Source organism: Lysinibacillus sp. UBA5990 (genome assembly GCF_002429815.1).
Taxonomy (GTDB): Bacteria; Bacillota; Bacilli; order Bacillales_A; family Planococcaceae; genus Lysinibacillus; species Lysinibacillus fusiformis.
The window spans coordinates 141,532-165,353 of the sequence record NZ_DJAY01000005.1; the positions used below are offsets into that span (position 1 = coordinate 141,532).

Consider the following 23,822-nt stretch of genomic DNA (forward strand, 5'->3'; position numbering starts at 1 on the left):
CTTATAAATTGGCCAATCGTAATTGTAATAATGGTACAAGCTCATTAGCTACTTCCATTGCTGTAACGCCTTTAGCATTTAGGTTTTGAATAATAACTTGCACACTACCACTATTATTTGAAGTTGTTGATTGTGGTGTACTTCCTCCTGCAGGTGTAGTCGTTGTTGTTGCCCCTGGTGATGGTTGCACCATTTGATCCACATTATCGATTGATCCACCAGCTGCACGAATTCTTTCAGATTGTCGAGCAGGAATGACCATTTCATCTTTGTGTAGCTCTGCAATGTATCCATCGTACGGCACTCTATTTAATCCATCTGCGTGTGAACCTGAAACGAATTTACCAACGGCACCTGCAGCTTTTCCAATTGCACCGCCAATTTTCGATACCCATTCAGGCGGTTGGAAGTTACTGATTGCATTTTTAAAGTCTACAAACTTATCATAAAGTCCTTTGAAAAAGTTTGTTACTGGCTGAATCTTTTGAGCAGCCCAATCATAAATGCCTCCGAATACCTCTTTTGTCTTGGCCCACAATTCCCCTGCTTTTGCTTTGACAGTATCCCAATTTCGATATAACAAGACACCTGCCGCAACTACTGCAGCTATGCCGATAACTACCCAAGTCAAAGGACTGGCAAGCATGGCCGAATTCATGGCCCATTGTCCAGCTGTTGCGAGGCCCATTGCTGTTTTAAAGCCTTGAACCATAGTCGTTACTGTTGAAATGACTTTTAATGTGCCCATTCCTGCAGCTACAACCCCTACCGCTGTTCCAACACCTATAAGAGTCTCTTTAATAGGCTCCCAATTTTCACGAACCGTATTGCCAAACTCGAAAGCTTTTTCTATGATACCTTGAATTTTAGGGACTAATTCATCAGCTTTCTGTGCAACTGATCCTAGAAATTCTTCCGCTCCTGCATCATTTACAACATCGGCTATACCTACCTGCAACTCACGCCATGATGAAACTAATCTATTTTTAAGGCTTCCTTCCACTTTGGATGAAGCTGCATCTGTCGCTCCCTCGAAATCCTTCATAGCGTCCTTTGATCCGAGCATTGCATACATGGCTCCTGATTCGAGATCTTCCCATTTAGTTCCGAATAAAGCTACAGCTAATTGGTTGGCCGTTACCTGATCATCCATACCTTGCAACTCTTTTGTAACAGCGCCAGCAACATCAGCTACGCTTGCTTCTCCCCTATTGAAAGACTCCCATAAATCAAAAGTCGATTTACTCATGGCTGAGAATGTTTCGTCAGTTGACTTTGACCCATCTTTTACACGGATCTGAAACTCTTTCATTACATCATTTACATAGTCTAAATTGTAAACGCCTGCTTGGGCGCCACGTTCCATGATGCCGAAATATTCCTCAGCACTATAGCCCATATTGCCAAATAAGGATGAATACTCCGCGACATTATCAAACATTTCATTACTAAAGTTCAATCCGCGTTGGCACCTGCAGTGAATAAGTCAAATGCTTTATCTGCAGATATACCAAATGCCTCCATCATATTGTTAGTACCGCGAGTGACTTCGTTTACATCAGAATCAAATGTTTTACCTAATAACATTGCTTTAGAAGTAACATTACTAAGTTCACCATTATCGATATTGTGCATATTTTGTTTTACTCGTGATAAGGCATTTGTTACTTCATCAATATTTTCACCGTACCCTTTTTTGAATACATCTTTTGCGGCACTTCCGTATACTTCCATTTGTCCTGCAGTTGCACCAGTTTGAGCTTGTAAAGTTGAAAAAGCTTCGTCCATGTCAAATATGGATTTCGCAACGCCTACACCTAAAGCCGCAACCCCTGCGCCGCCTAAAGCAGCCGCACCAGCCCCGACCGTTTTAAATACATTGACAGCACCTTTGCCGAATCGTTCTAGCTTGTTGCCTACTCTTACAATACCTCGACCAAAATCGTCAGACCGATCACTGGCGCGTCTAAGATTGCTCGAAAAATCTCTGTCCTGTAATGACAAGACTGCAGATATTACCCTTCTTCCCAACTTTTCACCGCCTTTACAAAAGAAAAAAGCTAGAACGGTATTGTTGCAATCGCTCCAGCTTTCAAGTTTTTATCCCTATCTTCTAATTCCTTGTCCAAACTTGCTGTCATTAATAACTTTGTATCGTAATCAAGATTCAATAAATATTCAGTCTTGAAACCTTTTTGAATATAGTGATGAAGAAAATAAAAATCATCATCACTTTCAATTAGTTTTTTATAGCTTTAACTCCGCCTTTTTTAAATCCTGCAAGCTCGAAAGCAATTTCAGATAGCAAAGCAATTTCACCAGGTTCAAAAATTTTAGCTACAATGTCGGTCGGCAACGTGCATCCGTAGGACTCTTTTAACTCTGGTTCTTTTAAATTTGGTTCTACCATTGTGTTATACACCATGTATTCATCCGCATCAGTGTCATATTTTTAATCACGCGACATCTTCATTACATCTACACATAAAGATTTTTCAGGCTTGCGAACAACTACTTCGACACCTAATCGCTCCACTAGCACTACCTGATTAACATCATCTTTCAACTGGTATTTTTCTTTCTGTTTCATTAAATCCAATACCGATAGTCGTTTATTTTCTTTTTGTGACATTCTAAATTCCCCCAGAATATATTTTTAAGCACTAATTCGATCAATGAAATCATAATCAGCAAAGTTAAATGGTAATGTACCTGCCGTTTTTTGTGCAAATTGCATTAACATAAATTCATTAAATGTTACTTCGCTAATGGCTACTCGTTCCGAACCAAACGCTCCTAGATCAGCTAACTTCCCAACAATATTTACTTCAGGAACAATACCCTTTTTAACATCGTCAGCTAGTAAATTTGCACCTCGGCTATAAACCTTTTTGACTTTTAATGTCCCTTCACCTGACCAATCAAGCATCTTTTTATGTGTTGCTGGATCTTCGGCCATATTAACATCTTCATAATCAACGGAAACTTTAGCTTCAAATTCCTCAATATCGAGCCATTTTTCGTTGTTCACCCACACGCTGCCATATGTGCCGTTAATAACACGATTAGATTTTAATTTACCCATGTGTCAATCCTCCTTAAATCGCAATATCCATATCTAAGTCCTCGATAGCATCAACAATCTTAATGTTGCTACCTAAAAAGACGTTCTTTTTAAAGGACATTTCTTTTACTTTTTGATCGTCCCAATCTGTCGTGTCTCGGCCATCATTTTCCCACGCTAAACGTTGCTTTTGTACGTTAATTTCAGCTTTATTATCAAAGTTCGGATCAAGAATCTCCTCACCTTCTAAGCCGTCATAATAAGCGTTAATGGATCGGATAAATAACACTTGATTATCGTAAATATTGTTGTGTTTACCGATGTAATGCTTATCAAATGTAGTGCGAATATCATCTTTAATTAAATCCTGAACTTCCATGACACGAATCGATTTAAAGTCTTCTGTTTTTTTGCCTGTTGTTGTCGTTAGGCTGTTAATACCTCGGCCAATTTTGATATTTTCGCCATCATTTATCAGGATCAGTTCACCATCATCAACAGCCTTATCAGGATCTTCAATTTCTGTGATAGCATCGACCTCATTCAATTCGTAATAAGTAGATGATCGAGTAAATGGCAAACCTGCTAAGATGCCAGCGATACGCGCGGTATACTCTGCCGTTGTGTACTCTTTTTCACCGACTTTAATTCCTGCTGTAGTTAAATTAATGATTCCCTCATGATCTGCCTCACTGTTTGGCAATACTGCTTTGAACGTTTTCTTATTAATGTCACGCTTTGTTTTAATCCACGTTTCAAAAGTTGTTGTATCCTTAGCTTCAATACCAGGGATGGACAAATAATTGAATCGCTTATTATTTAAGCGTGTCAAAGCTGCGTTGTAATCAGCTGCAGTTGTTGGCAAACGCTCAATAATAATTTTGCTTGGTGTGCCCTTGAACGTTAATTGAATGTAATCTAAGTTTTCGGGCGACCATCCATCTGTTGGTACGTCCTCAATGCTTTTGTAAGTCACAGTGTCAGCGGTTTGTACATCGTCTTTTAAAATCAATGCAACAATTCCTAGCTGGCTACGCTTGATCGCTGTTACAGCTTTACCATTAAAATCTATAATAATTTGTGGTAGGCCCATTGTTTAATCCCCTTCCTCATCATCCAATTCGCCCATAAGCTCAATTGGATATTTTTTATAAAAGTCTTTGCCATTTTTTATTTCATCTTCGATGTTGTTACCTGAACCGCCTTCGCCAAATTCACGACCATCAAAGAATTGAAGATCAAATTCAAACTGCAGCACACCGTCTATTTCATCAAAATTAGGTTCACCTATATCCAAATGTCGATCTCCTACAAGAATTTCAGATCGAATAAATTACCTAGCGCTTCTTGAACATCCAACAATTCAATCGCGTTATCGTCTATTGATGAAGGAAAATAAAAAATGCGAACCGTGCAAGACTTTTCAACTTGTGTTAAATAGCCCTCACGCTTCACATTATCTAATTGAACTTTGAATGATGGCCGTGTAAAGCCTTCATTTGCTGATTTACTAGAAACATCAATATCAATAAAGTTCGATTGTAATTTCTTATTTATTGTCGCTTTAATTTGCTTAAACGTAATCATAATTTCTTTTTCCTCAACAATTCATCTAGCCATTTTACCGTTTCTTTTTCTACATCTCCCGATGATTCAAATTCACGCATACCCTTATCTAATGGCTTTTTACCTTGGACAAAATCGCCTGTTTTATTGCCGTCTTTGTCAACCATCCAATGGCCATCTTCCACTAAGTGGGCATGTGGTGAAGAATTATAAACACGAACAACTAATTCACCGTGATAACCAACAAAGACTTTTCCTCGTTTCCACTTCTTGTGATACCCACCTGTTTTCTTTTTTACCAGGCTTCGAGATTTCTTAGCTACGTTAGTCCTTGCTTTTGAACCAATTTTACGCATCAGTTTTGGAGCTTCATTAGGCAAATCTTTCGTTGCTACATCAAATAAATCACGTTGGAAGTCGGTTAAACCATTCATTTGAATACTCACTTCAACACCTCCTGGACAAAAATTTCAAGAGTTTCATTCTTAAAATAAGGATTGAGAACATATTTGATTTCAAACTCATGATCCTTATATCCGATACGCATATCTTTTGATATATCTTTGCCAGCGTTATATCGAACAATGATTTTATGTGTAACATTTGTTAGGACTGTATCAGCCACTTGCTTTTGTAGTGAGCCAGTTTGTGGAATGATTGCAGCCCATATTTTTTTTACAGGCAGAAACATATAAATGGTTTCTTCCAATTCATTTTTCGCCTTTTGATTAGTGAGGATTTCGATTCGGTGTCTTAAATCTCCAGGATTCATAGTCTCACCTCAAAGTAAGTTAATAGAGTGCATATCTAAAATGGATTGAACAACCTTATTTACGTTGTTATCCTTCACTGGAAAGATACGATTTTCATACATTTCATTAGCAAGAACAAATACAGCTATCGAAATATCCTCTTTGGTGTCCATTTGTTCATCCGATAGGCCCGTATATCCTTTTATAAAAGGTTTTACAGCGGATAAAATAAGCGTAAAAGTTGATAGTATTTCGGTATCTGTTTCATCTTCTCGCACATATTTAGCCAGCTCGCCTGGCGTGATCTCACTAACCAACATCAGTTTTCACCTGCTTTTTCGTAACAACTTCCTCTACATGGCCAGCTTGTAACAAGTCCTCAGCAACTTCTTTCGATAACACTTTAACTTCATCTTTAGACATTGTGACGCTACCCGAAAAGCTTACAAGTGCTTTTACTTTCATCCTGTCACCTCCAATAAAAGAAGCGTAGAGTATAGCCCCTACGCTGATTTCATAACTAATTTAGAGATTTTTTGAGCATTTTCAATCTTAGAATCAATTTCAATCCAGCCTACTACACCAATTGCGTGTTGAGTTGCAAATTTTTCGCGTAGAATTTGAATAGAAACATCTTCTGCAAGTTTTACCGCAAGGCCTGACATATCGCCATAATAAATAGCTGTTTTACCTGCTTTCATTCCTGACATATTGTCAGATGTGTACACATCTTTACCTAACAACGTGTAGCCCCATTGCGCTGTTGCATCTCGATTTAATAGGTAGTTGCCTTGTCCATCTTTTAATTTTCGAATAGCTTTACGTGTTGTTTTATTCATGATCCAAATGGCGTTACCTTGGAAAACATCGGGTACTTCTTCTTGTACATCGATCAATTCATCAGCTGTTAAAACTTCTGTTGCTGCTGCAGTTACAGTTTGTTTAACAGTAGAAAGTCCCTCGACTTTATTTAACGTACCATTTAATAATTCTCTTTCAATCCATGTAGAAATTGCTTCTGCCATTTTAGTGACTACGAATGAAACAATATCGAATTGTGAATTATTAACAAGTGATTTAGATACTTTGCTTAATGCACCAGCCAAGAAACCTTTTAACTCAATTGAACCTAGTTTACCGCTAGTAGATTCAAGTTCTGCAAATTCATCAGCATACGCCATTTCAATTGTTCCTGCAGATTCGTCATAGTAAGGAATACTTAACGTACCGCCAACATTATATCGAGTTGCTAATTGATAAATCGGTGAAATATCTTTTACCTTTTGAATGATTTTGTTTGCAATGCTAGAAGGAATAACAGCACCGTTTGCACCTACAGTTAAATTAACATCTGCTCGTTCCTCCACTAAACCACGAATGTAGTTATCGAAAGCGCGTGTTTCAGCTTCTTCCAAAGTACGTTTTTCAGCCTTTTTAGCAGGTTCTTTTTTATCTAAAGAACGTGCTTCATCCAATGCAGTGATTGTTTTATCTAGTCCTGCAATTTGGCTTTTGATTTCATCAAAACGAGTTGATTCTTGGTCAGTTAGCGCGCGCGTTTCTTCTTTGGCTCCCTTTAGTAAATTGTCCATTTCATCTAATAAGTTATTGCGTTGCTCCACTAGTGATGGCATAGATCGCTTTTCAATAAATTTCTTAATATTTTTTTTCATGTTAGTTTCCACCTTTCAATTTTAAAAGCTCAATTTGTTTTTCAAACAATGAGTAATCAATTTCTTTATTAGATCGCGTTTCTTCTGATCGATTTTCAATTTCGGCTTTAAAATCAGCACCGCGAGTTTCAGAAATCGCTTGTTCTTCTCCGCGAGCTTCGATTGAAGTAGCTACATAAGCTGGCGTTATATCTAAAATAGACACCTCCAAAAGCTCGATGTCTTCAAGCGTTCGTTTTTGTATGCCATCTTCTCCGTCTTCCCACAATGGCTTATTATCAACAAAGCCAAATGACCAGCCTTTAAGCTCGCCATCTTTTGCTTTTTGAATGATTTTTTCATCAGTTACATGAGCAATAGCACGTAAACCGATGTTATCCTCATACAATTGCAAGTTGCCCTCTTGTAATGACCCAAGCTTACGGTTCTTGTCGTGATTGAATAATAGATCAACATTTTCAGCCTTATCTAAAGCTCTTTCAAAGGTTTTGGCGCGAATTTTTTCTTTAAAACGACCTCTTGGCGAAGGTAAAACACGACTTTCGCGCTCAACAGCATTTACATAACCATCTAGTAATACTTGATTTCCTCTAATTTCAATCCTCAACTTCTTCACCTCCCTTCTCGGATACCTGGCCACCTTCTGAAATATCAGCGGTTTTATTAGTGTTTGGCGTGTAAATTGTCTTTGTTTTTGGATCATATAAGACATCTTGCAAGCCCAGCTTAATGAAACCTAAACCAAGTGGTGGTTGATCTTCTAAATAACGAACCTCGTCAATCTGCATCCAGCCAGTTTTAATAGCAATTTCATAAGCTTTATAGCGTTTTTCAATGTCACCTTTGGTTAGCTCTTTCATATCAAAAGCAAAATAAAAAGACTGCTCTTTTTCCGATGGAAGAAGCAAGTCCTTGTTCAATGCCGTTTCAATTGCTCGAATAATCGGCAGTATGCAATTTTTAATAAAGTTTGTATGCACTTCTTCATTGGCCGAGCCATCCAAAATACTATCAGGTACTTTAAAGAGTTTATTTATTTCGCTTGAATTGGTCTTTTTGTTTTCATTCAGCTGCATTTCAACCGATGTACTCGATGCCTCTTTGAAATCCAAGCCATTATTTAATACAACAATATTCTCTGTATTGTTCTTGTATAAATTGTTCCAGGCTTCTTTTAATTCCTTAATTGCATCCTTTGACAATCGGCCCAATGACTTTAAGAAACCTTTTTTATTACCACCCGTTTTCACAAGTGATTCCTCAAAAACAAGCGTATTGTATGCAACCGATAAAATCTTATTGTGATCCTTAATAATGCCATTGCCTGTTACACCGTCTTTTGAATTTCGAGCAATCTTTATAAATTCAAACTCCCGATAGTTCACTCCATTGACGGAAATATCATAGCTTTTAAATATTGGATCAATACCAACTAGCACAGATACATTTCGATTTTCTACATAGTGAATACTTTCGACATTATTTCTTTTTCGGTTGATATATGCATACCCTGCACCCTCCAACAAGTAATCAGTTACTAAGGCCTTTTTAAATTGGAAACCGTCTAACGTATCTAGTGTCTCGTCATTAAGTAGAAAAACACGTCTATCATCTTCCAATTCTTCGACTTTACCGCTAGTTTCTTTGTGCAATTTGATTGGTAAAGTTGCAATAATATCAGAAATCAAGTCAACACAGGTGCCGACACTAGGTAGCTTAGCGCTTCTTCTTTAGTTAAAACTGCACTTGTTAAACCTGCTTGCAGCAATAATTCATCCATTCCACTTTCGCGAAATTCCTGAATACGTCTATAATCACGCCATTCGCGCCACTCTTTTATTAATCCCACAATCTCACCTCCTTAAATGACTTGTGCGCCCCAATCAGCATCAGGATTAAAGATGACATCATGCTGCAGTAAATAGATTGCATTGATAAGACTTACAACCATATCGACCTTGCCTGTTGATTTTTTCTTATTAACGTAAATGTTTTTATTTGTGTCCTCAGTGACTTTGGCATTTTGAAAGTTTTCTTCTAGCAATTCATTTTCGGTATAGTGAAATTCCTTGTTCATAATCTTTTCACGTAATAGCTTTGTAGCTGGGTGTAATACGCTAGAATGCTGTTTTACTTCTACCGTAACCAAACCCTCTTTTTCTAGTTTCTGAGCAGTAGAAAGGCAGTTATAACGGTCATACGCTACGCCCATTACAAACACACTGAATTTTTCTTCTACCTCTAAAATCATTTGTTCAATAAAGCCATAATCAACAGTCATATCACCACAAGAAACTTCCCTGACTTAATGTGATCGTAGTAATTAATCTTTTCCACTCGGTTTTTATCAGGGATACGCTCAGATGGTACAAACGCGTAGGAATCAGCATATATTTGCATGTCTTCCTCTGTCACCATCGAAAATGAACAGTTATCATTCGTCATGGCCAAGTCTAAACCTAGCCAAACTTGACGGCCCGACCAATCGAACTTATCCATTTTACATTTCCGCAAGTCTTCCACATTTACATACGCTTCACCACTGTTAGAAGGTAAAAAGTGATTCATATGTTTACAAAGATATTCTTCACGCTCTGAGGGCTTTTCTATGGCTGATTTACGGCTATCTCGAATCTCGTTATAGTTTTCCTCAACTCTTAGTGGATTCGCTTGTAACAGACCTGTATCGTCCCATAAATGCTCGTCCTCAGCGTAATAAAGCAGCGCAAACATACGATCATCTTCAATAAATCCATTAAAGACTTTCTTTGCATACGCCAATTCTTCCAGCATGATCGATTTATCCTCAGCGTAGGCCGTTGTTAATTTAAAGCGTAGTGGATTTTTAACGTTTAGTTGCCCTGATTTCATAGCGTTTATATTCTTATAATCTTTAAATGCACCAACTTCATCAGCGATAAAAGCAGATGGCCGGATTGAGTTATTTCTATTCGCCTCTGCAGTACGTGCCTGGTAAAAACTATTTGTTAAAGTACATACAATTTTTCCGCTTAACGTTTTTGGAATCACAAAGTATTTAGCAACGCCCGGGCTGGCCATAATAATTTGCGTCATAGCCTTTTTAACTTCACCTGCAAGCTCACGATCCAAACAAATAGAATAGAACTCTGAATAATCATCCTCTGTAAGCATTAAGATGATGATGATTAAAGCACAAATGAAGGTCTTCGCATTCTTACGAGGTATAAACACCGTAATATCACGGTATCTAAACTTTTCTTTATCGTTTTTAAAGCGCCAACCGAATATATTGACAAGAAAAAAAGCCTGGAATCCTTCCAAGCCTTCTAATATCGTTTTCCCTGCAACGCCTAAACCTGTAGCAAAGTTAAGTAATTCTAATAGACCCTCTATCTTTTCTATTTCTTCCATGTCGAAATAGTAATCAAAATCATCTTCATACTGCTTTTCTAAATCTTTTAGAAACCAATTACACTGTATAATGACCTCTTTTGTTGTGATTTCTTTGCCTTTTACAACTCTTTCAGCGTATTTTACTGCCTTTTCGAATATCATTTTTTGCCACCACTCAATACTTTTAACAGTGGTTCGTCTTCTTCAACTCGAACTTGGAAATTGATATTACCTAGCTTTGCTCGACTTTGAGGAGATAGACTTAATTCATTACAGCAACGGAAAAACTCTTTTGAATACTTATCTTTAGCACTCAATAAGTTACGATCTAAAAGCCTTTCAATATCCCTGTTAATAATTCGTTCAATTTGTTGCACTCGGTCAATGGCTACCGCACAGGTGCTTAGAATATAAATATCGAGATTACCAAGAATCCCACTTGCTTGTAACTCCTTCACAATGAAATTGAAAATTTTCTTTTGCCTTGCATTCAGGTGTGTAGGAGGCAAGATTTCATCGGCAGCACCTTTTAATTTGTCTTCTGTTTGAGTACGAATTGCGATTTCTTCTTTCGTTAAATTCTTGCTCATTGTTTTTACACTTTTAGACGGTCTAGCCAATTTCCTCACCTCCTTAAAAATTTTCATTTAGGGAAATTTTTTAGAGCAAATGGGGGCAGTCGGTGTACAGGAATTTCAGATTTTTTCACCGAATGCCAGGGGGGTGCTCTCCAAAATAATATTTTTTAATTTTTTTGCAGGTATTGATCCCTTCTCTGCCAGCTCATGATGATAACGACACAATGATATAAGGTTGTCATCCTCTAGCCTCTTGTCCCAGGCATCTGCTATACGCTCTATGTGATGCACCTCTAAGTCTGTGAAGTTATATTGCATCTGAGTATTGTATAAGTTGCGTAGACATACCTGGCATAGATGTTTGTCACGATCAGCAATGTGCGCTCGCTTGTTCTTCCATGCCCTTGACCATCTGAATCTATCAATGTATGTGGTCTGCTTTGTAGCTACTGGCTTAGATGCACACCGTTGACCACGCTTATGAATACCACCACAATAAGTACAACTCTTTAGCATTGTTTCAGAACCCTCCACAATATTTTCATAGTAGGAATATAATTTAATCTCATTGCATAAACTAACTTTTAGCTAAAGGTGGTGAGATAAATGAAAGCAGAAATAAAGCTCACTTGTAGTGAAATCCTTTTAGTTTTATTAGTAATTGAAAAAATCTTCTTTTAGTTAAGAAGGTGACAATGCGAAAGGTAATGCATTGTCATAACGTTTAATTAAATAAATACATAAAAAACGCATAATAAAAAGCCACACCCTGTTAGATGTGACTCTTTTAAAATTAACTATATTATAACGTTTTTGCTGCAGGAAAATCCTCATATCCGCTATACATTACTCGACCTACCTGGTTCACACGATTTACATACCCAACTCTACTCATATATGGATTAAAACTTGAACGTGTAGATGTTTTACCTTTTTTAGTAATCAACTTACCATCATTAATTTCCCCTAGGTAATTTCCACTTTGTCCATAAATTTCATTTCCATAGAATTTACCAACATGTTTTCCGTCATGTGTCCAAAGATTATCTCCATCCTTGTACCCAAAACTTTCTCCACCCCATGTATATAACCAATCCATAGAACAACATCCTCCTTTATATTTCCATTATAAGAAAATACGAACTTGCGTGTCTAATAATTACTCTAATAAAAAGCCACACCTTGTTAGATGTGACTTAGTAGTTTAAAAGTTAGAGCCTCTTTCTATGAAATCGATTCCGTTATGTGAGATTTTAATGGCCATGTATCCACCTTCGAGTGGCTCGGCAAATAGTAACCCACTATCAATCAAATATAAATAAGCTGCATTTTCTTCTGGATCTTTGGATATTGGAATACTTGTCCTTTTTGCTGAACCACCATATTTAAAATTAAATTCATAAAAGGAGAATAATATTTCCTTTCTTAACTCTTTACGTTGTAAGATTATTTCCTCTGAAACTAGTATCTCGTTCATACAAACACTCCCTTTCATACTATTCATATTATCATGGAAACAAGTGTAATTAATAGAAAAATAGTCCTGTGTAAATTACAATTATTGCAGGAGGTGAATAGATTGTTTGAGTATCTTTATAAAGGTATAAATAGAATTTTAATTATCCCTACTTTAACTGCTATTGCAACAATTTTGGGGATAATGGCCATAGCGAATATTTTATCCTAACTAAAACGACCACCCTTAATAAGAGTGGTCGTTTGCTTGTTTCCGACATACACGTACAAGCAACGTGTTTATTTCGTAATGTTATTTTGTTAGCGTATTTCCGTACGCTTTTGTTAAAACTTGATAATATCAATTTACACCGTTTTTTAGCGAAGTTCACTATATCACACAATTACACTACATCATCCATCCTATTCTTTTTGCAGTCATATCGATTAACGCATTTCTTTTTCTTAATACTCTTTGTACAGACATATATAATTCATCAGCAATATGCTGCCATTCATAACAATTGTTTTCATTGTCCCAGTAGCGCATATCTACAATTGTTTTAAGATCATCATCTAATTCTTTATATATGTCCTCAACTGTTTTAACGATACGATTCAAATTTTGATAATAAACATCATTCATAAGTATTATGGCTTTGTTATGAGTAGGATTAGATATTTTACTACTCTTAGCATTAAAATTTAGAGCTTCCTCATTATGTGGATTTAATAGCTCCCACTCCCTATATTTCAATTGTTTTTTATAATCTTCATAATCAGTCCAGTATTTTTCTATTGTTTGTATTTCACTTCTGGATAATTTGGTCATTCGCAACCACCTTTCGGTCACTGTTTTTGAGAAAAATGCGTTACGTTCTGTTACATCTGTTACGCGTAAAAAGTCAGTGATATCAATACTTCAAGGTACAATCAAATGTAAAACGTAACGCATTTACCCCCTATTTTTCTTATATAAATAGAAATTTTTATTTTTTTAATAAAAAATATAAAGAAGTTCATTTTATCTGTTACATCTGTTACACACCCCATAAACCCTTGATACATCTACGTTTTTGACGTAACGCATATCTGTTACACGTAACGCATTTGACCTCTTTTCAACGCTTTTTATTTGAAAATAGAGTGAATTTTAGCTAATTTCGTGACCAAAAACGGTCAAATACCCTCTATTTTTGACCGAATTTGGTCAGACGCGAAAAAAAGATATAAAAAACGCTAAAACGTAACGCATTCACAATTTAGACAATTATTCATCATCAACTACAAATAGGCGTTTATTTTTCCCATCCACTCGTTGAACTTTTGTATTAAAACCAAATAAGTGTTTTATTTGTTTACTAAAACTAATATTACTTACTGGATTGAATCCATTGTCTGAGCAATATAGCTTGTACTGCATGTAAATGTTACCCACTACGCTGCGTTCCAAATAAATGTCTTCATTATGCACAAAGCTAATAATCGGATTGTTTTCTTCCTGATATTTTTCCATTTCTTTCTCAACAGCTTTGGATTGAGTGAATTTTTTGTTGTTAAGTAATCGTTTTAATGCAACCAATGCAACATTTAAAATATATTGCATTGATTCATCCGAAAGTAATTTATCTGTAATGAATGGATCGTAATCTTCATCATCAGGTGTAAATTTAGCTTTGAATGGCACTATTTGAAGTCGCCTACCAAGACCATCACTATAATCATTAATTCGCGGCATTTCATTCGCTGAGAAGATTAGTTTTGAATAGTTGGTAAAATCGAATGGATCTTTCCCTTTACGCTCAACGTTCAATGTTTCACGTTAAATACAGACGAATCTTTAATATAGCCTTTGGCAATATCATCACCAATATTGACTAACTTTCCAAATAACTCGGCTGTTTTAAATCGTTGGTCCAATTCTTTTAAATCCAAAGATGCAGCATTATCCTGTCCTACTAAACGGCGAATTATTTTTAAATAAGATGATTTACCATTGGAACCATCACCAGTAAGAATAAAGGTTGCTGCAAACTCATTTCTCCTAAATAAGATGTAACCTAATATTTCCTCTAACATTGCACGAATTTTTTTGTCCTGAACAAAAACACCATTTTTCATAACAATGTATTGTGTTGAAGCAAACTGTTTTTCCTTTGCATTGAGCTGTATATATGCCAATGTTTCTTGTCGTCTAGCCCTAGTCAATGATGAAATATGTTTAACCATCATTCTCTCAATGTCTTCCTCATGATCCGAATATACACCATCATGGTAAATATGCAGCACGTTCGCTATTTTACAAATGTGATGTTCATTAATTAAAAAATCACCGAATTTATCATGATGGAATACACCCTTAATAAAAAATGATTCTTTCATGAATGCATCATCACGTAAAATAATATTCAACTCACTCTTATCAACTGGCTGCTCTAAAATATAGCTGTTGATTATTGCAATGGTTTCTTTAATATCTTTCTTGGCCATGCCCTGTGACTGCATTTTTAAAATGTAAGTAAACAACTTATCATTACGTCCGTCACCATCTGAAAGCTTGGTTAAGTTAGGATTTTTCTTGTTATAAGGATAAAGCCAAGCTGGCAAAGGATCATGTTCTTCACACTTACGAAGCCATTTGCGAATATGACCATTTATTTTTAGTGGATCTGCAGTATTTTTAATTCCCAACTTATAATCACAATGAATGCCGATATTGGAATACCATTTAATTTTATTCGCTGTTAAATCGTAGCCTTTAAAGTAAAAATGCATGCCGTTGTTCGTTTGTAAAACGGAACAATTAATATTCTTATCCTCTACTATGTCTAACAGTACCTCTGCTTCGTCTATATCATCCACATCGACCATGATAAAGTCGTCCGCCAAAATACCAACATAGGATTCTTCTTTTCTTGCCGTATTATAGGAAAGTAGCTTGCTACCATCTTTGAATGATGTGGCAGCATGCTTACCATTTCCTTTCAGGTAGCCTTTATAAATGACAATCACCTACTTCCATTGATAAAATATTACTTTAATAATATAAAAAGGATGTGTGTTATTTGCTTAATTTAGTTGGTACTATTATTGCAATAGTCTCCGGACTTTTATCAAGTATTCAAATCATTACAAAATTCATCAAACCAGATTCAAATGTAAAAATTCATCAACATAATGAAAATGGAAATAATATTAATATTGATAACTCGACACATATAAATGCTTCAAGAAGCATTATTGTTAATCCAGATAACAATAATTCAAACAATGATATAGTTATTCCTGCGATAATAGTAATAGGTTTAATCGTCCTCGCTACTATGTTGGCCTTTTATCCAATGACTTATATGCTAATTCCGTCACTTTGTATACTATTACTTACAATCAATATTTATAGAGATACTACAGTATCATTCGAAAGTGTTAAAGCAAAGATTCAATGGGCACTAAAAAATGTAGTATTTCTTATTGTGATTTTTATTTTGTTGTTCACTCCCAAATCAATATTACATATCATTGATCAAATTCCAAAATTCCATTATGATTCTTTTCAAAATGTATTGGATTCACTTATAAATAACATAAAATTTATAAATTATTATTTTGATTTGTCTAATCTATTAGCTATTAATTTAGTTTTTCGAATGCTAGTTACGTTCTTACTTTTTATCCATCTCTTTCAATCAAGTATTGCTAAAAGAAGTATTATTAAAGCATATAAACCAATTGATTTATTGATATTTGCATTTGTTACTTTATTGATGTTATTTGGATCAAATACCGAGTTTTTTTGGAATTTAGTTGAACCTTATAGAATCAATATTGCAAACTGGTTTAGTCCTCCCCAATAAATGCATTAATTCGTTCATTGGCCAAATCCAAGTACCACCAGTAGTCAAGCTTTGAGGGTACTTTCATATCACTTATATCCTCATTTACAATGAAACACTTATCTGGAACATACGGTATCTTTTCAGAGGTACCGTTTTTTACTTTCTTCAATTCCTTATCATTCTGATCTATACTTGCGAACACACGGAATACTTTTTCATTCATCCTTCTTGTGCCATAACGAGCATAATCATATTTGTTACTGATCTTTACAATCTTTTGAAATTTAATTAAATTAGTACAATCAAAAATAGTTTCTTCAGGATCAATGCCTTTTACAAACCAATTAACAATGGCTTCATTCACTATAGGGAGATCATTGTCCAATGGATTAAGCTTCTTCACATAAGCACCTTTAGCTTTATAGCTACCAGCTGCATCAACAAGAATATAATTGTTTACATCCTTTTGAATAACTTTTGTAAATTCCTCAAATTCTAGCTCCATTTTTGTCCGCTGTTCCCACTCATAACAAATATCATCAATTAATTCGTAATCATTATAATCTCTTAATTTAACCAGAACGCCGTCTGTATTGGATTGGATGATGTCACAATACGGCTCTAATTTTTCAATCAAATCTAGCAGTAATGTCATGCCGCCAATGCATACATTGTTGGCCATCAATGGATCATAAAGACCGTTATACTTGTCCTTCATGGCCCCGTATGTACCGTTAATAACGATTTTTAGTGGAGCCTGACGTTTATCCTTCGCTGCTTTATACTCAAGTCGTCTATCACGAATTTCAGTGAATTTTTTAGGATCTTTTACGTTCCTAGACAAATAACCATATTCAATCATTAATGCTGGATAATAACTAGCCACATCGATATTTAAAAAGTGACCAGTACCGATATAGTTATTCCTTGCGCCATGTAAGCCACCCCACGCAAATAGATGAAGTACCCCTGCAACATCTAATTCAAAAACCTTACTGTAATCTTTATTTTCCTTATAAAAATCAAGGACCTGAGTATATTTATTAATCTTTAAAGTAGCTGGGAATGAAAAATTAAATTCATCTTCTCGTTCTACTTTTGGTTGCTGTGCTTCTAAAATTACAGCTGCTAATTGCGCTTTAGTTTTAGATATTTGCTTTAATGGCATATTGAACATTTTTAGTAATTCAATCTGTGATTCAAATTCTGATATTGTCTCCATGAAAATGTGAATCGTTTCGTGTACATCATGGCGGCAATATTTAAGGACCTCTAATATTTCATCATCAGTCAATGGCCGATCAGTGGTAAATGAAACTGTAGTTTCTTGAATATCATGACCCTGGAACCCTTCAAGCTGTTTTAAGGATCTAAATTTATTGGTCATTACATCAAAATTAAATAATTGGATTTTCCAAAAGTCTTTATAAAATTTCCATCCTGGCTCACGTTTAACAATGATCCAGTGATTTATTTCTTGTGGTGTAAAGCCGCAAATAATTGCCTTTAAGATGTATTGGTCATAGTGGCGTGAATTGTAACCTACCCAAATGTCTTGTTTGTGTGTGTTGTAAAAATGAATAAGACCAGGTACGTCATTTATAAATTCATGTTCTTTTTTTGTATCTGTATCAACGATGACAACTAGCCAGTCATGGTTAAATACTTCAAAGTCATAAAAAAGCAATGTTATCACCTAACTTTCACATTTTTCCTTTTATTCATATTATTCCAACGTATACCAGCCCAATTAAATGGAAATTATAAGAATGAGTTTAATTTAAAAGACGGGAGGTATTGCGTATGAAAAAATTAGAGTTAACTTTATCAGACGAGAGAGTGTTTGTAGTTGAAATTAAGCATTGTACTAAAGCTAATCAGGAGTATGTCATGACATATTTAATAGATCCAAAAGCTCCTATAAATGATTGTTTCAATGTTTCTGTTACTTGTTCCTATCCAGACGGTACCAGTGAAACAACTACAAAAAAGTGCAAAACAGCTAATTCAAGTTCAGATTGTACTGTTAGACCCCCTACAATCACTTGTACAGATGGTGATTGTTAATGCGCCTAGATTAAAAGGGAGCTTTTAGGCTCCCTTTATTCATTTATTCAACTTCGAAAACTTCTTCGATTTTAAACTGATCGTAGCCCTTATCATCAGTTTCTTTTTTCAGTAAGTATTCAAACTTACCTTCAATATCCTCATGAATATCCAGGACCAAATCTGCATAATCTTCGAATCCTGTAAATTTAACATCATCTTTTTCACAATCCCACAACGCGCGTAACATTTCATTGTTTTGGTGTACCTGTAGGCCAAATGCACGATCATTCTGCGGTTGCATCACTTTGTTATAGAAAATGCGTTGACCTTCATATTCACCTTCAAGGACTTTGAACCATACTTTTAGAAATCAAAACGACCACCACCGAATACATTTTGTTTCTTAGCGAGTTGTAAGAAACGTTCATCATCTGAATTAACAAATGCCTGGAAAGAGAGGTGGTTCGGGTGACTCAATACAGTTATAGTCGTGTATCACTCTTTGAAGATTGCCCATATCAATGACAAACTTCTGATTCTTGTCATCCCATTCTTTGAAAACGGTAGATGGTAATATTTTTAAATAAAAAAGAACGCACATTCCCACTAAAGGAGGTGATAATAATTTTGGGAACGGAAAAAAGAAATTCAATAATTGAAAGGAGATTTTAGTTTGGCAGTATACAAAGATGAAGCAAGAGAAACATGGTATTTTGTCACAAGAATTGAACAATCTGACGGTTCAAAAAAACAAGTGAAACGTAGAGGGTTTAAAACAGAAAAGGCTGCATTACTGGCCGAGGCAAAATTAGAGGCTGATGGATTTGCAGAAGAAGTAGTAACATTTGAATTTGTTGCTAAAGAATATTTAAGTTGGTACAAAAAACGGCGAAAAGAATCATCTTACATTAAAATAAGCAGCATAATAGATGTTCATTTAATTCCCCATTTTAACCGTAAAGAGTTAAGAAACATAAAACAGCGAGATATAGTTAAATTTCAAGACAAATTAATTGAAAGTAAAATGGCAGCATCACATGTAAAAAAAATTCACACAACACTTTCTGCTGTGTTTAATTTCGCTATCAAGAATGAATACACTAAAGAAAATCCAGCTTCAATAGTTGGTAATGTAGATCTAAAAGAAAATAAACACGTAAACTTTTGGACGCTTGATGAATTTAAGTCTTTTGTGGCAATAGTGGAAGATCCATTGTTCTATGCTTTATTCATGACATTGTATTACAGTGGTATGCGAAAAGGAGAATTATTAGCTTTAACATGGGCAGATTTAGATTTTGAAACTAACTCAATTAATGTAGATAAGACAGAATACAATCGTAAAGTAACTACAACCAAAACAGATGCATCACGCCGCAAAATACTTATGCCAAAAAGTGTAATGAATCTATTAAATGCAATTAAACTGGAACGAAAACCAAAATTAAATTATGTTGTATTTGGTGATATTAAAGATAGTATATCAACAACTACATTAGATAGACGATTTGAGAAATATGTAAATGATGCTGGAATAAAGAAAATACGTATACACGATTTCAGACATTCTCATGCTTCTTATTTAATTAATAAAGGAACAATTATTTCTGTAATTGCTGCACGACTCGGGCATGGTGATGTTGCAACTACTTTAAACACTTATAGCCATTTATACCCTACAACAGAAACAGAAGCCGTTCTCGACATGGAAAACGACTTCAAACCTGCTCAAATTATTGAATTTAAAGCTAAAGAAACGTGAATTGTTACCACAATTGTTACCACACTTTTCAAAAGCCTTGCTACAACTGTACTTTGAGCCACTAAATGGAGACGGCGGGAGTCGAACCCGCGTCCAAAGACTCCAATACTTCAGCTTCTACGCGTGTAGTTTGCCTATTTCGATTCGCGTAACATTATGCCGACAAACAGGCGTCCTGCACGCTAACCTGGAAATCTCTTGCCGATGACTCAGGTGGCACCATCGACCGTATCCCACTAAAGTTGGGCCCCACGTTCTCTACATGGGCGATAGAGAGGCAGAGCGCTTACGAGCTTACGCTGCGAAAGCTAAGTTTTGTTGTTTGCCAGTTATTATATAACTGTCGTTGATGACGGAGCCGAGCCCTCCGACGCGCGACTAAAGCTTGAACCATCCCTGTCGAATCCGTAACGTCCCCTTGATATATGAACCGAAGCGGTTAGGCCTCGTTCAAACAAAGAGCTAGAATTGCTTCTAGTACGGTGGGAGCTTAAAAGTACGCTTCCATGAAATCTGGCAATCAGTAATACATATTATAAAACAAAATCTGCGATAGTTCAAGTGTCCCGCTATAATAGGAAAAATTGGCTTGGGTAGAAATGCTATCCGTCACTTCCGAGATTCTATCCGCCACGCGCCGCACACTCCAACCAAAAGCAAAAAGCCCACCAACCATGTAGTGAGCTTTCTCCCAATCTATTAATATTGATTTTTGGATTTGAAGGTGCGTTCCATTTCGCGTTTGGCTTCTTTTTTGCGCATGTCGTTACGTTTATCGTAGTCTTTTTTCCCTTTGCCGACGCCGATTAAGAGCTTGGCATAGCCGTCCTTGATGTACATTTTCAATGGGACAATTGTGTAGCCGTCACGTTTAACGGCACCAACTAGCTCGCCGATTTGCTTTTTATGGAGAAGCAATTTGCGGGCGCGTAGTGGGTCGTGATTGAAACGGTTACCTTGATCGAAGGGGCTGACATGCATATTGCTAATCCATGCTTCGCCATTGGTAATTCGGACGTAGGAGTCTTTTAGTTGGGCCTTGCCTGCACGAATGGATTTGATTTCTGTACCGGTTAGGACCATGCCTGCTTCGATTGTCTCTTCAATAAAGTAATCATGTCCAGCTTTTTTGTTTTGTGCTAATACTTTTCCTGAACCTTTTGCCATATGATTCACCCTCTACTTAAAGGTTGAGCTTGAGCGAAAGTATCCTTTCTGAGGACACTTTCGCGCATGCTTATTTACGTTTTGATTTTTTCTTTTTGTTTTTCTTTGCAATGCCTTCATAGAATTTTTGCTTTTGCTTCACGCGTTTTTTAGGACCTGGGCTGCTTGAGTCATCTTTGCGACGTCCACGTGGATCACGGTCACCTTCACGGCGTTCACCGCGTTTAGTACCATGACTTCCGCTTTCTTCTTCTTGGCGACTGCTTCTACGGCTGCCACCACGCCCGCCTTTTTCGTCGTCGCTACGTGTGCTTCTGCGACTGCGTTCACCTTTATTGTCGTTATAATTTTTACGTGCGTGAATAACAGTCGGCGCGGCTTTGCGTGTTCGTCCATATGAAGTTACCATTCCAACGATTTCAAAGTCAATGGATGACTCCTCAATAATGACATTGGCAACACGGACTGTTACTTCATCACCAATACGGAATTGACGATTTGTACGTTCACCAATCATGATCATTTGACGATCATCGAAACGGTAGTAATCATCTGTCATATTGCTAATATGGACAAGTCCTTCAATCGTGTTTGGCAACTCCACGAAAATACCGAAGTTGGTAATGGATGACACGATTCCTTCGAATTCTTCGCCAATTTTATCAGACATATATTGTGCCTTTTTCAAAGCATCTGTATCACGTTCTGCATCAACCGCACGGCGTTCACGCTCGGATGTGTGGTCAGCAATTTCATCCATTGCCATTCCCCACTGTGCAACCGTTTCTCGAGAAGTATCCTTATTAATTAAATACGTACGAATTAAACGGTGTACGATTAAGTCCGGATAACGGCGAATTGGTGATGTGAAGTGTGTATAGAAATCAGTTGATAGGCCAAAGTGACCTAGGCTTTCTGGGTAATATTTTGCCTGTTGCATCGAGCGTAGCAGCATCGTTGAAATAACAGGCTCCTCTGGCATACCTTCAATCGCTTTCAGAACATCCTGTAATGCTTTAGGATGCACGGTATTGCCTGTACCTTTAATTAATATCCCGAAGTTCGTAACAAATTCAAAGAAGCGTTGAAGCTTTTCTGGCTTTGGATCTTCGTGAATACGGTATAGGAACGGTACATTCATCCAGTGGAAGTGCTCCGCTACCGTTTCATTGGCAGCTAGCATGAAATCTTCAATTAGCTTCTCCGCTACTGTACGTTCACGAAGCTCAATGTCAACGGGCCAACCTTCCTCATTCACGATGACTTTAGATTCTTTAAAGTCAAAGTCAATGGCACCTCGAGATTCTCGTTTACGACGTAAAATGCCAGATAGATCTGCCATATTTTTAAACATCGGAACAAGTGGCTCATAGCGTTTGATTAACGCTTCATCTTGCTCCTCTAAAATTTTGTAGACATCATTATACGTCATACGTTCAGTCGTTTTAATCACACTTTGGAAAATTTCATGTGAAATAACATTTCCATTCGCATCGATAATCATTTCACAGGATAGTGTTAAACGGTCAACCTGTGGATTTAATGAACAAATGCCATTTGATAGTCGATGCGGAATCATCGGGATAACACGATCTGTTAAATAAACACTTGTTGCACGATCATAGGCTTCAAGATCGATGACAGAGCCTTGCGTTACATAATAACTAACGTCTGCGATATGTACGCCAAGCTTATAAGTACCATCCACATTTTTTGTTACGGTTACTGCGTCATCCAAGTCCTTTGCGTCAGCCCCATCGATGGTTACAATCGTTTCATGACGTAAATCACGACGACCTACTAAATCAGCCTCTGTAATATCATCTGGCACACGTTGTGCAGCAGAGATAACTTCGTCTGGGAATTCAGGCGGTATATCGTGCTTATATAGGATCGATAAAATATCCACGCCTGGATCATTTTTATGCCCTAAAATTTTTGTAATATAGCCTGTAGCAGATTTTAAATCTTCAGGCCATGTAGCTACTTCAACCACAACTTTATGTCCATCAACAGCGCCTAATGTATCCCCTTTTGCGATAAAGATATCCATTGGCAGCTTTTTATCGTCTAAGACAACAAAACCAAAGCCACGGTTAGCTTGGAATGTGCCGACAAAGCTTGTTTGACCACGTTCAACAACCTTAGTTACGGTCCCTTCACGGCGATCACCAAATGATTCTTTTAACACACGAATAAGAACGATATCTCCATTTATAGCGCCATTAATTTCATGCGGTGGGATGAACACATCATCCATGCCCTCAACATCAGGTGCTACAAAGCCGAAGCCCTTCGCGTGACCGATAAATTTACCTCTTAGTAAATTCATACGTTCTGGTAGGCCATAACGATTGGAGCGAGAACGCACAACTAAGCCCTGTCCTTCCATACGAACTAATGTTTTGACAAGCTCCTTAAATTCTTCCGCATCTTCAAAGCCGAATTCATCCTCGATTTCACCGACAGTTAATGGTTTGTAATCATCCTGGCCGAAAAAAACGAGTAACCGACTTTGTAGTGTATCTTTTTGGTCTTTCATACA

At 36.6% G+C, this 23,822-nt stretch carries 30 protein-coding genes, 1 other RNA gene and 1 pseudogene; 3 read left to right on the plus strand and 29 right to left on the minus strand.

The genetic code is table 11. The features are described from left to right. Position 1 precedes the first annotated feature (1 nt). The 24 genes and pseudogenes from B3D94_RS03625 to B3D94_RS03740 form a co-directional block, all read right to left on the minus strand. Entirely contained in the window at positions 2-1,459 is a 1,458-nt protein-coding gene (locus B3D94_RS03625; RefSeq protein ID WP_291754813.1) for a phage tail tape measure protein, read from the minus strand. After that, positions 1,456-2,031 (minus strand): hypothetical protein, encoded by a 576-nt coding sequence (locus B3D94_RS03630; RefSeq protein WP_291754816.1) that lies wholly within the window; start codon positions 2,029-2,031, stop codon positions 1,456-1,458. Before B3D94_RS03630 ends, B3D94_RS03625 begins: the two co-directional genes overlap by 4 nt. Before the next feature lie 208 nt (positions 2,032-2,239). Continuing rightward, entirely contained in the window at positions 2,240-2,425 is a 186-nt protein-coding gene (locus tag B3D94_RS03635; protein ID WP_291754818.1) for a phage tail assembly chaperone, read from the minus strand. 27 nt (positions 2,426-2,452) lie between these two features. Continuing rightward, positions 2,453-2,632, minus strand: a complete 180-nt coding sequence (locus B3D94_RS03640) for a hypothetical protein (protein WP_291754821.1) — start codon at positions 2,630-2,632, stop codon at positions 2,453-2,455. Positions 2,633-2,656: 24 nt separating this feature from the next. After that, a complete protein-coding gene (locus B3D94_RS03645; protein WP_291754824.1) occupies positions 2,657-3,085 on the minus strand; it encodes a phage tail tube protein in 429 nt (142 codons plus the stop codon). 13 nt (positions 3,086-3,098) lie between these two features. Further along, positions 3,099-4,157, minus strand: coding sequence for a phage tail sheath C-terminal domain-containing protein (locus B3D94_RS03650; RefSeq protein ID WP_291754826.1), 1,059 nt, complete (start codon positions 4,155-4,157; stop codon positions 3,099-3,101). Positions 4,158-4,160: 3 nt separating this feature from the next. Further along, positions 4,161-4,361, minus strand: coding sequence for a hypothetical protein (locus B3D94_RS03655; RefSeq protein WP_291754829.1), 201 nt, complete (start codon positions 4,359-4,361; stop codon positions 4,161-4,163). A gap of 11 nt (positions 4,362-4,372) precedes the next feature. Then, on the minus strand, positions 4,373-4,651 hold the full coding sequence (locus B3D94_RS03660; RefSeq protein WP_291754832.1) for a phage tail terminator family protein: 279 nt from the start codon (positions 4,649-4,651) through the stop codon (positions 4,373-4,375). Beyond that, on the minus strand, positions 4,648-5,076 hold the full coding sequence (locus B3D94_RS03665; RefSeq protein ID WP_291754835.1) for an HK97 gp10 family phage protein: 429 nt from the start codon (positions 5,074-5,076) through the stop codon (positions 4,648-4,650). The genes B3D94_RS03660 and B3D94_RS03665 overlap by 4 nt, the downstream gene beginning before the upstream one ends. Next, entirely contained in the window at positions 5,073-5,402 is a 330-nt protein-coding gene (locus tag B3D94_RS03670) for a phage head closure protein (protein ID WP_291754837.1), read from the minus strand. The genes B3D94_RS03665 and B3D94_RS03670 overlap by 4 nt, the downstream gene beginning before the upstream one ends. A 9-nt stretch (positions 5,403-5,411) precedes the next feature. After that, the gene (locus B3D94_RS03675) at positions 5,412-5,702 is read right to left on the minus strand and encodes a head-tail connector protein (RefSeq protein ID WP_291754839.1); all 291 of its coding nucleotides are present in this window, start codon (positions 5,700-5,702) and stop codon (positions 5,412-5,414) included. Continuing rightward, the gene (locus tag B3D94_RS03680; protein ID WP_291754841.1) at positions 5,692-5,847 is read right to left on the minus strand and encodes a hypothetical protein; all 156 of its coding nucleotides are present in this window, start codon (positions 5,845-5,847) and stop codon (positions 5,692-5,694) included. Before B3D94_RS03680 ends, B3D94_RS03675 begins: the two co-directional genes overlap by 11 nt. A 38-nt stretch (positions 5,848-5,885) precedes the next feature. Beyond that, positions 5,886-7,055: a phage major capsid protein gene (locus B3D94_RS03685; protein WP_291754844.1), complete on the minus strand. Its 1,170-nt coding sequence runs from the start codon at positions 7,053-7,055 to the stop codon at positions 5,886-5,888. Between the two features lies 1 nt (position 7,056). Further along, the gene (locus B3D94_RS03690) at positions 7,057-7,662 is read right to left on the minus strand and encodes an HK97 family phage prohead protease (protein ID WP_291754846.1); all 606 of its coding nucleotides are present in this window, start codon (positions 7,660-7,662) and stop codon (positions 7,057-7,059) included. Then, positions 7,652-8,743 carry a phage portal protein gene (locus B3D94_RS03695; RefSeq protein ID WP_291754848.1) on the minus strand — a complete coding sequence of 364 codons (1,092 nt, stop codon included), beginning with the start codon at positions 8,741-8,743 and terminating at the stop codon, positions 7,652-7,654. The genes B3D94_RS03690 and B3D94_RS03695 overlap by 11 nt, the downstream gene beginning before the upstream one ends. Next, positions 8,740-8,904: a hypothetical protein gene (locus B3D94_RS03700; protein ID WP_291754851.1), complete on the minus strand. Its 165-nt coding sequence runs from the start codon at positions 8,902-8,904 to the stop codon at positions 8,740-8,742. The genes B3D94_RS03695 and B3D94_RS03700 overlap by 4 nt, the downstream gene beginning before the upstream one ends. Positions 8,905-8,916: 12 nt before the next feature. After that, a complete protein-coding gene (locus B3D94_RS03705) occupies positions 8,917-9,336 on the minus strand; it encodes a terminase TerL endonuclease subunit (protein WP_291754854.1) in 420 nt (139 codons plus the stop codon). Then, a complete protein-coding gene (locus B3D94_RS03710) occupies positions 9,333-10,592 on the minus strand; it encodes a terminase large subunit domain-containing protein (protein ID WP_291754857.1) in 1,260 nt (419 codons plus the stop codon). The genes B3D94_RS03705 and B3D94_RS03710 overlap by 4 nt, the downstream gene beginning before the upstream one ends. After that, positions 10,589-11,050, minus strand: coding sequence for a P27 family phage terminase small subunit (locus B3D94_RS03715; protein WP_291754860.1), 462 nt, complete (start codon positions 11,048-11,050; stop codon positions 10,589-10,591). The genes B3D94_RS03710 and B3D94_RS03715 overlap by 4 nt, the downstream gene beginning before the upstream one ends. Before the next feature lie 75 nt (positions 11,051-11,125). Then, entirely contained in the window at positions 11,126-11,524 is a 399-nt protein-coding gene (locus tag B3D94_RS03720; RefSeq protein ID WP_291754863.1) for an HNH endonuclease, read from the minus strand. Between the two features lie 286 nt (positions 11,525-11,810). Beyond that, the gene (locus B3D94_RS03725; RefSeq protein ID WP_291754865.1) at positions 11,811-12,107 is read right to left on the minus strand and encodes a 4-fold beta flower protein; all 297 of its coding nucleotides are present in this window, start codon (positions 12,105-12,107) and stop codon (positions 11,811-11,813) included. A gap of 105 nt (positions 12,108-12,212) precedes the next feature. After that, positions 12,213-12,485, minus strand: coding sequence for a hypothetical protein (locus tag B3D94_RS03730; protein WP_291754868.1), 273 nt, complete (start codon positions 12,483-12,485; stop codon positions 12,213-12,215). A gap of 387 nt (positions 12,486-12,872) precedes the next feature. Continuing rightward, positions 12,873-13,295, minus strand: coding sequence for a hypothetical protein (locus B3D94_RS03735; protein ID WP_291754870.1), 423 nt, complete (start codon positions 13,293-13,295; stop codon positions 12,873-12,875). 438 nt (positions 13,296-13,733) lie between these two features. Beyond that, positions 13,734-15,466: pseudogene (locus B3D94_RS03740) on the minus strand (DNA primase family protein). A 62-nt stretch (positions 15,467-15,528) separates the two neighbouring features. Between B3D94_RS03740 and B3D94_RS03745 the strand changes: the two are divergent. Further along, entirely contained in the window at positions 15,529-16,317 is a 789-nt protein-coding gene (locus B3D94_RS03745) for a hypothetical protein (protein ID WP_291754872.1), read from the plus strand. On the opposite strand, the gene B3D94_RS03750 is transcribed toward B3D94_RS03745, so the two are convergent. After that, entirely contained in the window at positions 16,301-17,995 is a 1,695-nt protein-coding gene (locus tag B3D94_RS03750; RefSeq protein ID WP_291754875.1) for a hypothetical protein, read from the minus strand. The genes B3D94_RS03745 and B3D94_RS03750 overlap by 17 nt on opposite strands. Before the next feature lie 107 nt (positions 17,996-18,102). On the opposite strand from B3D94_RS03750, the gene B3D94_RS03755 reads away from it, so the two are divergent. Beyond that, the gene (locus B3D94_RS03755) at positions 18,103-18,366 is read left to right on the plus strand and encodes a hypothetical protein (RefSeq protein WP_291754878.1); all 264 of its coding nucleotides are present in this window, start codon (positions 18,103-18,105) and stop codon (positions 18,364-18,366) included. A 43-nt stretch (positions 18,367-18,409) separates the two neighbouring features. Here B3D94_RS03755 and B3D94_RS03760 read toward each other — a convergent pair whose 3' ends face one another. Further along, on the minus strand, positions 18,410-18,649 hold the full coding sequence (locus tag B3D94_RS03760) for a hypothetical protein (protein WP_291754880.1): 240 nt from the start codon (positions 18,647-18,649) through the stop codon (positions 18,410-18,412). A 372-nt stretch (positions 18,650-19,021) separates the two neighbouring features. Between B3D94_RS03760 and B3D94_RS03765 the strand changes: the two genes are divergently transcribed. Then, complete coding sequence (locus B3D94_RS03765; RefSeq protein ID WP_291754883.1) at positions 19,022-20,110, plus strand: tyrosine-type recombinase/integrase; 1,089 nt, start codon at positions 19,022-19,024, stop codon at positions 20,108-20,110. A 63-nt stretch (positions 20,111-20,173) separates the two neighbouring features. Here the strand turns inward: B3D94_RS03765 and ssrA are convergent. The 3 genes from ssrA to rnr form a co-directional block, all read right to left on the minus strand. Continuing rightward, positions 20,174-20,528: a transfer-messenger RNA gene (gene ssrA / locus B3D94_RS03770) on the minus strand. A gap of 281 nt (positions 20,529-20,809) precedes the next feature. After that, a complete protein-coding gene (gene smpB / locus B3D94_RS03775) occupies positions 20,810-21,277 on the minus strand; it encodes an SsrA-binding protein SmpB (protein ID WP_025116583.1) in 468 nt (155 codons plus the stop codon). 70 nt (positions 21,278-21,347) lie between these two features. Beyond that, a complete protein-coding gene (gene rnr / locus B3D94_RS03780; protein ID WP_291754887.1) occupies positions 21,348-23,819 on the minus strand; it encodes a ribonuclease R in 2,472 nt (823 codons plus the stop codon). Between the last annotated feature and the right edge of the window lie 3 nt (positions 23,820-23,822).

Excerpts from the sequence above, each read along its gene's own strand:
- B3D94_RS03635 (WP_291754818.1), bottom strand. The coding sequence starts at position 2,425 with ATGGTGTATAACACAATGGTAGAACCAAATTTAAAAGAACCAGAGTTA.
- B3D94_RS03640 (WP_291754821.1), bottom strand. The coding sequence starts at position 2,632 with ATGTCACAAAAAGAAAATAAACGACTATCGGTATTGGATTTAATGAAA.
- B3D94_RS03645 (WP_291754824.1), bottom strand. The coding sequence starts at position 3,085 with ATGGGTAAATTAAAATCTAATCGTGTTATTAACGGCACATATGGCAGC.
- B3D94_RS03650 (WP_291754826.1), bottom strand. The coding sequence starts at position 4,157 with ATGGGCCTACCACAAATTATTATAGATTTTAATGGTAAAGCTGTAACA.
- B3D94_RS03660 (WP_291754832.1), bottom strand. The coding sequence starts at position 4,651 with ATGATTACGTTTAAGCAAATTAAAGCGACAATAAATAAGAAATTACAA.
- B3D94_RS03670 (WP_291754837.1), bottom strand. The coding sequence starts at position 5,402 with ATGAATCCTGGAGATTTAAGACACCGAATCGAAATCCTCACTAATCAA.
- B3D94_RS03675 (WP_291754839.1), bottom strand. The coding sequence starts at position 5,702 with ATGTTGGTTAGTGAGATCACGCCAGGCGAGCTGGCTAAATATGTGCGA.
- B3D94_RS03680 (WP_291754841.1), bottom strand. The coding sequence starts at position 5,847 with ATGAAAGTAAAAGCACTTGTAAGCTTTTCGGGTAGCGTCACAATGTCT.
- B3D94_RS03685 (WP_291754844.1), bottom strand. The coding sequence starts at position 7,055 with ATGAAAAAAAATATTAAGAAATTTATTGAAAAGCGATCTATGCCATCA.
- B3D94_RS03705 (WP_291754854.1), bottom strand. The coding sequence starts at position 9,336 with ATGACTGTTGATTATGGCTTTATTGAACAAATGATTTTAGAGGTAGAA.
- B3D94_RS03710 (WP_291754857.1), bottom strand. The coding sequence starts at position 10,592 with ATGATATTCGAAAAGGCAGTAAAATACGCTGAAAGAGTTGTAAAAGGC.
- B3D94_RS03720 (WP_291754863.1), bottom strand. The coding sequence starts at position 11,524 with ATGCTAAAGAGTTGTACTTATTGTGGTGGTATTCATAAGCGTGGTCAA.
- B3D94_RS03725 (WP_291754865.1), bottom strand. The coding sequence starts at position 12,107 with ATGGATTGGTTATATACATGGGGTGGAGAAAGTTTTGGGTACAAGGAT.
- B3D94_RS03730 (WP_291754868.1), bottom strand. The coding sequence starts at position 12,485 with ATGAACGAGATACTAGTTTCAGAGGAAATAATCTTACAACGTAAAGAG.
- B3D94_RS03735 (WP_291754870.1), bottom strand. The coding sequence starts at position 13,295 with ATGACCAAATTATCCAGAAGTGAAATACAAACAATAGAAAAATACTGG.
- B3D94_RS03755 (WP_291754878.1), top strand. The coding sequence starts at position 18,103 with ATGAAAAAATTAGAGTTAACTTTATCAGACGAGAGAGTGTTTGTAGTT.
- B3D94_RS03760 (WP_291754880.1), bottom strand. The coding sequence starts at position 18,649 with ATGCAACCGCAGAATGATCGTGCATTTGGCCTACAGGTACACCAAAAC.
- smpB (WP_025116583.1), bottom strand. The coding sequence starts at position 21,277 with ATGGCAAAAGGTTCAGGAAAAGTATTAGCACAAAACAAAAAAGCTGGA.
- rnr (WP_291754887.1), bottom strand. The coding sequence starts at position 23,819 with ATGAAAGACCAAAAAGATACACTACAAAGTCGGTTACTCGTTTTTTTC.